General features: G+C 60.3%; 9 protein-coding genes. All 9 read left to right on the forward strand.

The window, feature by feature from the left end; translation table 11 throughout:
- The first annotated feature begins 13 nt into the window (after positions 1 to 13).
- The gene (locus AC6FTP_RS10700) at positions 14 to 1,588 is read left to right on the forward strand and encodes a hypothetical protein (protein WP_497206907.1); all 1,575 of its coding nucleotides are present in this window, start codon (positions 14 to 16) and stop codon (positions 1,586 to 1,588) included.
- Between the two features lie 59 nt (positions 1,589 to 1,647).
- On the forward strand, positions 1,648 to 1,800 hold the full coding sequence (locus AC6FTP_RS10705; RefSeq protein WP_497206908.1) for a hypothetical protein: 153 nt from the start codon (positions 1,648 to 1,650) through the stop codon (positions 1,798 to 1,800).
- Positions 1,797 to 1,988, forward strand: coding sequence for a YezD family protein (locus tag AC6FTP_RS10710; protein ID WP_497206909.1), 192 nt, complete (start codon positions 1,797 to 1,799; stop codon positions 1,986 to 1,988). Before AC6FTP_RS10705 ends, AC6FTP_RS10710 begins: the two co-directional genes overlap by 4 nt.
- A 90-nt stretch (positions 1,989 to 2,078) precedes the next feature.
- On the forward strand, positions 2,079 to 3,518 hold the full coding sequence (locus AC6FTP_RS10715; RefSeq protein ID WP_497206910.1) for an alginate export family protein: 1,440 nt from the start codon (positions 2,079 to 2,081) through the stop codon (positions 3,516 to 3,518).
- A 37-nt stretch (positions 3,519 to 3,555) separates the two neighbouring features.
- Complete coding sequence (locus tag AC6FTP_RS10720) at positions 3,556 to 4,545, forward strand: sulfate ABC transporter substrate-binding protein (RefSeq protein WP_497206911.1); 990 nt, start codon at positions 3,556 to 3,558, stop codon at positions 4,543 to 4,545.
- 37 nt (positions 4,546 to 4,582) lie between these two features.
- Positions 4,583 to 5,359 carry a M14 family zinc carboxypeptidase gene (locus AC6FTP_RS10725; protein ID WP_497206912.1) on the forward strand — a complete coding sequence of 259 codons (777 nt, stop codon included), beginning with the start codon at positions 4,583 to 4,585 and terminating at the stop codon, positions 5,357 to 5,359.
- A gap of 76 nt (positions 5,360 to 5,435) precedes the next feature.
- Entirely contained in the window at positions 5,436 to 6,263 is an 828-nt protein-coding gene (gene cysT, locus AC6FTP_RS10730) for a sulfate ABC transporter permease subunit CysT (protein WP_497206913.1), read from the forward strand.
- Positions 6,264 to 6,401: 138 nt separating this feature from the next.
- Positions 6,402 to 7,256 carry a sulfate ABC transporter permease subunit CysW gene (gene cysW / locus AC6FTP_RS10735; RefSeq protein ID WP_497206914.1) on the forward strand — a complete coding sequence of 285 codons (855 nt, stop codon included), beginning with the start codon at positions 6,402 to 6,404 and terminating at the stop codon, positions 7,254 to 7,256.
- Positions 7,253 to 7,855: sulfate/molybdate ABC transporter ATP-binding protein (locus tag AC6FTP_RS10740; protein WP_497206915.1), on the forward strand; the 603-nt coding region annotated here is incomplete at its 3' end. The genes cysW and AC6FTP_RS10740, both read left to right, overlap by 4 nt.

The raw sequence follows: 7,855 nt of genomic DNA on the forward strand, positions 1-7,855 counted from the left end.
TTGGTCATTCTCCATGAAGACTCAACGAATCGCCACCTTCATCGCGGTGCTGGGTGCCACCGCTATCTCGCAAGCCGCTGTGAAGCTGCCGCCTGTTATCTCAGATCACATGGTGCTCCAGCGTGATGTCGCCGCGCCCATCTGGGGCACGGCATCACCCGGCGAGGAAGTTTCAGTTTCCATCGCCGGACAGACGAAGACGGCGACAGCAGGCGCTGATGGGAAGTGGCAGGTGCGTCTTGATCCGCTTCAGGTCGCAGAAGGACTCACGCTCACGGTGAAGGGCGCAAACACCATCGAGGTGAAGGATGTGCTCGTGGGTGAAGTGTGGCTCGGCTCGGGCCAATCCAACATGGCGGGATCAGTTCGTGGCTACAAAGTGAACGACGAAGGCCTCCAGAAAACACTCGCCGCCGCGCCGTATCCACGCATCCGCCTGATCCGCCAAGGCGGCGCAGGCTGGTTGGAGGCCTCCGCCGCGAATGTCGATGGCTTCTCCGCGATCCTTTTCGCCTTTGGCTCGCGCTTGCAGACAGATCTCGATGTCCCCATCGGAATGATGCTCGGCGCAGTCGGTGGCACGCCCTCCGGCTACTGGCTCACGGAGGACATGTATCGTAGCGACGCAGCATGTCAGACGCAGGTGAAGGAGTTTGCCAAAACATACGACTTTGCCGCCGCGATGAAGGCCCACGAGCGCTACATGACCGCCTGGAAGGCCAGTGCCGAAAAAGCGAAGCAGAGCGGTGGTCGAGTCGGTCGTGAGCCCGCAATGCCGAGACAGCCCGGTGAGTGCATGGGCGTCATCGGCCATCTCTACACGGCGCATGTTCAGCCCTACGTGCCGTATGCCATTCGTGGCGTGCTGTGGGATCAGGGCGAAGGCGGCACCGGCATCACTGGCGTGGATCAATACCACCTCATGGGCGCGCTCATCCGAGGCTGGCGCAAGGCTTGGAACCAGGACTTCTCTTTCCTTTATGTGCAGAAACCCAGCGGCGGCGGCACCGCCTGGGATCTCGCGAATCCGACCACCAAGAACGCCAGCCCATTCACCGCGCCACCCGCCAAATTGCCCGCCAACAACGAAGGCATCGCCCGCGAAGTCCACATCAAAATCCAGCAGCACCCAAACACCGCCATGCTCACCAGCACCGACCTCGGCGGCATGACACATCCCACGAACAAATCCGGCTACGGCGAGCGCGCCAAGCAAGTCGCACTCGGCTTTGTCTATGGCCGCAAAGTCGAGTTCAGTGGTCCGCTTTACGCCTCGCATGAGATCGTAGGTGACAAGGTGCACCTCAAGTTCACGCATATCGGTCAAGGCCTCGCCACGCGACACAGTGACAAGCTGCAAGGCTTTCTCATTGCCGGTGCCGACAAGAAATTCGTCTGGGCAGATGCCGTGATTGATGGCGACTCCGTTCGTGTCTCCAGCGCCGCTGTTCCCCAGCCAGCCGCCGTGCGCTACGCTTGGTCCGGCAATGCTCCGTGGGCGAATCTCTTCAACAAGGACGGTCTCCCCGCCCAGACCTTCCGCACGGATGACTGGGGGACAGATCCCCGCGTAGCGGCGAGAAAATAGTTTTGACCAAATCTTAATTACTACTCGATGAGTATACATTAATAGTGGATGTGTTGGGCATGAAGCTCACCAAACGCGGCGAATACGCCCGCACCCTCATCCGTCTCGGCATCGCCGACCGGCAGGTCGCGGGCGTGATCTCCGTGTCCACACTGACCCCGCCGACGGCTTCCTCGCCGCGCTCCTCTCATCCGCCACCTGATGCGCCATGAGCCAGACACTCTCCCCATCTTCCATCGAGCCCTGGCTCGAAGTCGTCCGCCAGAAAGTCGCTGCCATGCGCTTCGGCTCCGTGCAGATCGTCGTCCATGAGGGACGCGTGACGCAGGTCGAAAGCACAGAGAAGACCCGCTTCGCCACGGACGAAGCTCCGCCAGTCCGCCGCACCTCGCGGCCTTGATACCCCTTTGCCTACTGCACCCGCAGGGGCCTCCAAAAACACTCTTGCTGACGCCGACCGGACCACCGGACGCAGACGCCCGCAAGAACCATGAAAACACCCGACAAGCATCCCAGACAACGCCCCGCCCACATCCTCGCAGCCTTCCTCTTCATCGCCACATCGGCAGTCGCAGAGGACTCGGAAGCCGACAAGCTCACACGAGGCACCTATTATCAAAACCCGCTCAGCTACAGCACCACGCGTGATCCTGATCCGCCGAAGTATGCACGCAATGTGAGCGAACTCGGTATCGACTCGCTGCTGAAGGTGAACTGGCTCGACCTCGGGCTCGATTACCGCTTCCGCTACGAATACCGCGACGACGACATCCGCCGACCGCAGGCGGGTCGTGATGAGCCCTGGCTCCACCGCACCCGCTTTTATCTTGGTATCAAAGAAGCGCTCGATCCCTTCCGCCTCGCCTTCGAGGTGCAGGACTCACGCCGCTACAACAGCAACTATGACCGCGATACCCGCGATGTGAATGAGTTCGAGTTCATCCGTCTCTACGGTGAACTCTACTTCAAAGACCTGCTCGGCCATGATGCCATCGGCAACTCACGCCCTGTGAGTCTGCGCTACGGCATTCATAACTTCGAGTTCCTCGACCGCCGCCTGCTGGGCAACAATCAATGGCGCAACACCGCGAACACCTTCCAGGGTTTCCACGGCACGCTCGGCCAGGAGAGCAATGACTGGCAGATCGATCTCATCGCGGTGCAGCCATTGGAGCGGCTCAAGTATGAATGGGACGAGCCAGCGGAGCAAAAGTGGCTCTATGGCGTCATTGGTCATTGGCGGAGTTGGTCAGACATCATCACGCTGGAGCCCTACTATCTGGCGCTGAATCAGTCGGCTTATGGTGCTGTGGCAGAAAGGATCGTCCACTCGCCTGGCCTGCGTGCTTATGGAATCATTGGCAGCAGCGGCTTCGATTACGACGCCAGCTTCACCTATCAGTTCGGGCGGAATGGCAACCGCTCCATCCGTGCCTATGGCGGCAATATCGAGGTCGGCTACACGCTCGCCTCGCACCCCTGGAAGCCACGTTTTAGCGCCTTTTACGGCTACGCCAGCGGTGATCGCGACCCGAATGACGACGAGGACAACCGCTTCGAGCGCTTCTACGGCTTTGGTCGCCCGTGGTCGGCGAACGACTACATCGTCTATGAAAATATCAGCACGCCGAAGCTGCGCGTGGAGGCCAAGCCAAGACACAATCTGCGCATCGACTTTGGCTACAGTTGGTACTGGCTCGCCAGTGACAAAGACCGCTTCACCAACGCGAACAACGTCCGTGATCGCACGGGCAACAGCGGCGGCTTCGTCGGCCACGAGTTCGACATCCGCGCCCGCTACACCCTCAGCCCGAAGACAGAGATCACTCTCGGCTACGCACATTTCATCCCAGGGAATTTCATCCAAAACCGAGTGCGCGGGAACGACACCGACTTCGCCTATCTCGAGATCAGCCACCGCTTCTTCTGACCCATCCACATCCTCAAACTCCACTCATTCAAACTTTATGAAAACATCCCTCTCCATTTTCACCGCCCTCCTTCTCAGCCTCACCGCCCACGCCGCCGACTTCGAATTGCTGAACGTCTCCTACGACCCGACCCGCGAACTCTACGCCGAATTCAACAAAGCCTTCGCGAAGCACTACAAGGAGACCGCAGGCAAGAAAGTCAGCATCGACCAATCCCACGGCGGCTCTGGCAAACAGGCCCGCGCCGTCATCGACGGACTCGAAGCCGATGTCGTCACGCTGGCGCTCGCCGGTGACATCGACGTCATCGGTCAGCAGGCTGGCTTGATCGCGCCGGACTGGCAGAAGCGTCTGCCAAACAGCAGCGCGCCTTACACGAGCACCATCGTCTTTGTCGTCCGCAAAGAGAACCCCAAGGGCATTCAGGACTGGGATGACCTCGTGAAGCCAGGCGTGAATGTCATCACACCGAATCCGAAAACCTCCGGCGGTGCGCGCTGGAACTACCTCGCCGCATGGGCCTACGCGCTGAAGCAACACGGCAGCGAGGCAAAGGCAAAGGAGTTCATCACCGCGCTCTACAAGAACGTGCCTGTGCTCGATACCGGCGCTCGTGCCTCCACCACCACCTTCGCGCAGCGTGGCATCGGCGATGTGTTCCTCTCTTGGGAAAACGAAGCCTGGCTCATCCAGCGCGAGTTCCCCGGCCAGACAAAAATCATCACGCCATCGCTGAGCATTCTCGCTGAGCCAACCGTGGCCGTGGTGGATAAGAACGCTGAGAAGAATGGAACCACCGAAGTCGCGAAGGCCTATCTCGAATACCTCTACACGCCCGAGGCGCAGGACATCATCGGCAAGCACTACTATCGTCCTCGTGATCCTGCCGCTGCGGCGAAATACAGCGCCCTCTTTCCGAAGCTCACCCTCGTCACCATCGACGGAGACTTCGGCGGCTGGGCCAAGGCGCAGAAGAAGCACTTCGATGAGGGCGGCCTCTTTGACCAGATCTACCAGCCGAAGTGATCGGCCATCACTCGCCACCAAGTCCACACTTGAAACCATGACTCTCCTACCTCATTTCCAGTTCACCGGCAGGCACGCGTATCAGCGTGGCACCATCCCGCTGCCGTCCTCACGTCTGATGCTCCAAAGCCTCCCGCCAGATCAAGGCATCTTCATCCCGAAGATCGTCAGCAAGCCGCTCAAACCAGGGTACGGCATCAAGATCGGCATCTTCGCGGGCATTCACGGTGATGAAGAAGCGGGCACCCTCGCCGTGCAGGATCTCATCCGTTGGGCGGCCGAGAAGCCGGAGGAACTGCACGACTACGAACTGCATTTCTTCCCCATCTGCAATCCCACGGGCCGTGCGCTCGGCACTCGACACAGTCACAGCGGCCTCGACTTGAATCGCGAGTTTTGGTACGGCTCCATCGAGCCTGAGGTCATCTATCTCGAGAGCGAGCTGCGCCGTGAAAAATACGACGGCATCATCTCACTGCACTCCGACGACACCTCCGACGGCTGCTACGGATTCGTCAGCGGCGCGCTGCTCAGCGAGCACCTGCTGGAGCCTGCGCTGAAGGCATCGAGTGAGTTTTTGCCACGTAATGAGCAGCACATCATCGATGGCTTCCTCTCCTCACGCGGCATCATCAAAGAAGGCTATCTCGGCATCCTCAGTGCTCCACCGGAGCAGAGACCTCATGCTTTGGAGATTGTCTTCGAGACGCCCGCGCTCGCGCCAATGCCGCAACAGGTCAGAGCAACTGTAGCAGCAGTGAAAAGCATCCTCGCCGAATACCGCGAACTCCAGGCCTACGCCGCGAACTTGTAAAACGAGTTTTCCAACTCGTTCCACCGCGTCGCCCACTCCCAAACCCAACGAGTTAGAAAACTCGTTTTACGATACGATGTCCCGTCCACGTCACGTCCTGCCTGGCTTCAGGCTCTCCCTCGGTTTCACCGTCACCTATTTGAGCCTCCTCGTGCTCTTTCCGCTCTCCATGCTCGCGTGGAAAGCGGCCAGCGGCGGCTGGGAGCATGTCATCGAGACACTCACGCATGCCCGCGTGATCTCCTCGCTCAAACTCAGCTTCGGCACCGCCTTCGTCGCCGCGTTGGTGAATGGCGTCTTCGGCCTGATCACGGCCTGGGCTTTGGAACGCTACTCGTTTCCAGGTCGTCGCCTGCTCGATGCGATGGTGGACCTGCCATTCGCGCTGCCCACTGCCGTCGCAGGCATCGCGCTCGTCACGCTGTATGCACCGAATGGCTGGATCGGCTCGTTCTTGGCCCAGCACGACATCAAGGCCGCGTATGCGCCGCTCGGCATCACCATCGCGCTGACCTTCGTCGGCTTTCCCTTCGTCGTGCGCACCTTGCAGCCGGTGATCGCTGATCTCTCAATGGATGTCGAAGAAGCCGCCGCCTGCCTCGGCGCGAATCGTTGGCAAACCCTCACCCGCGTCGTCTTTCCCGCGCTGCTGCCCTCCACGCTCGCGGGCATGACGCTCGCCTTCGGCCGTGCTGTCGGCGAATACGGCAGCGTCGTCTTCATCTCCGGCAATCTCCCTTTTAAAACCGAGATCGCCCCGCTGCTCATCACCATGCGCCTCGAAGAATACGACTACGCCGGAGCCGCGACCATCGGCATCGTCATGCTGGCCGCGTCGTTTGCCATTTTGCTCGTTTCCAACCTTCTCACCAACTGGAGCCGGAGCCGCACAGGGCGGCAATGACGAATTCCTAAATCCGAATGACGAAAGAAGCCCCAATGCCGAATCCGGAACTCCAAACCTCCACGCGCTCACCTTCGACATTCGTCCTTCGTCATTAGTTCGTCATTCGGGCTTACTCATTCGTCATTTTAAACTGTCATGGCCGCCATCATCCTCCATCAAACTCACACCCGGCCTCGCAAAGCCACTTCCGAGTCTCCTTTCTCCCGCTGGCTCATCATCGGCATCGCCGTCGCGTTCATGGCGCTGATGTTCGTGCTTCCGCTCGTCGTCATTTTTCAGGAAGCCTTCCGCAAAGGCTGGGAAGGCTATGTCGAGGCCTTTGACGACCGCGCCACGTCGCATGCCATCTGGCTCACGTTGCAGGTCGCTGCCATCACGGTGCCGTTGAATACACTTTTCGGCCTCGCGGCGGCCTGGCGCGTGTCGCGCTTCCAGTTTCGGGGGAAGCGCTTCCTCACCGCGCTCATCGAGCTGCCGCTGTGGGTCTCGCCAGTCATCGCGGGCATGGTTTATGTGCTGCTGTTTGGGGCACAAGGTCTCTTCGGGCCGTCGTTGAAGGAGCACGGCATCAAAATCATCTTCGCGCTGCCCGGCATCGTGCTCAGCACCATCTTCGTCACCTTCACCTTCGTCGCGCGAGTGCTCGCGCCGCAGATGGAGGCGCAGGGCCAGGCCGAGGAAGAGGCCGCCATGACGCTCGGTGCCAATGGCTGGCAGATGTTTTGGCGCGTCACACTGCCGAAGATCAAATGGGGCCTGCTCTACGGCATCATCTTGTGCAATGCCCGCAGCATGGGCGAGTTCGGCGCGGTGTCCGTCGTCAGCGGCCACATCCGCAACAAGACCAACACCGTCCCGCTGCACATCGAGGTCCTTTACAACGAATACCAGTTCGTCCCCGCCTTTGCCGTCGCGTCTGTGCTCGCACTGCTCGCGCTCGTCACACTGATTTTGAAAACTCTCACGACCACCCAACGAGGAGCAGCATGAGCATCCACATCCACAACATCTCCAAATCCTTCGGCAGCTTCAACGCACTGAAGAACGTCGATCTCGAAGTCAAAACCGGCGAACTCGTCGCCCTGCTCGGCCCCAGTGGCAGCGGCAAGACCACGCTGCTGCGCATCATCGCCGGACTCGAATTCGCCGATGAAGGCGCGGGCAGCATCGAATTTCACGGGAGCGATGTCACCAACCGCACCGCCTACGAGCGCAAAGCTGGCTTCGTGTTTCAAAACTACGCGCTCTTCAATCACATGACCGTCGCCGAAAACATCGCCTTCGGCCTCCGCGTCATGAAACGGCCTGATCGGCCCTCACGCGAAGACATCGACCGCAGCGTCACCGAGCTGCTGCGCCGCATCGCCCTCGAAGGCTACGGTGACCGCTACCCCACGCAGCTCAGCGGCGGCCAGCGGCAACGCGTCGCCCTGGCCCGCGCCCTCGCCGTCGGCCCGCAGGTGTTGCTCCTTGATGAGCCCTTCGGCGCTCTCGACGCCAAAGTGCGCAAAACGCTGCGCAAATGGCTCCGCCAGTTCCACGACGAGACCCGCGTCACCACGCTCTTCGTCACGCACGATCAAGACGAA

This window comes from Prosthecobacter sp. (assembly GCF_044378005.1).
Taxonomy (GTDB): Bacteria; Verrucomicrobiota; Verrucomicrobiia; order Verrucomicrobiales; family Verrucomicrobiaceae; genus Prosthecobacter.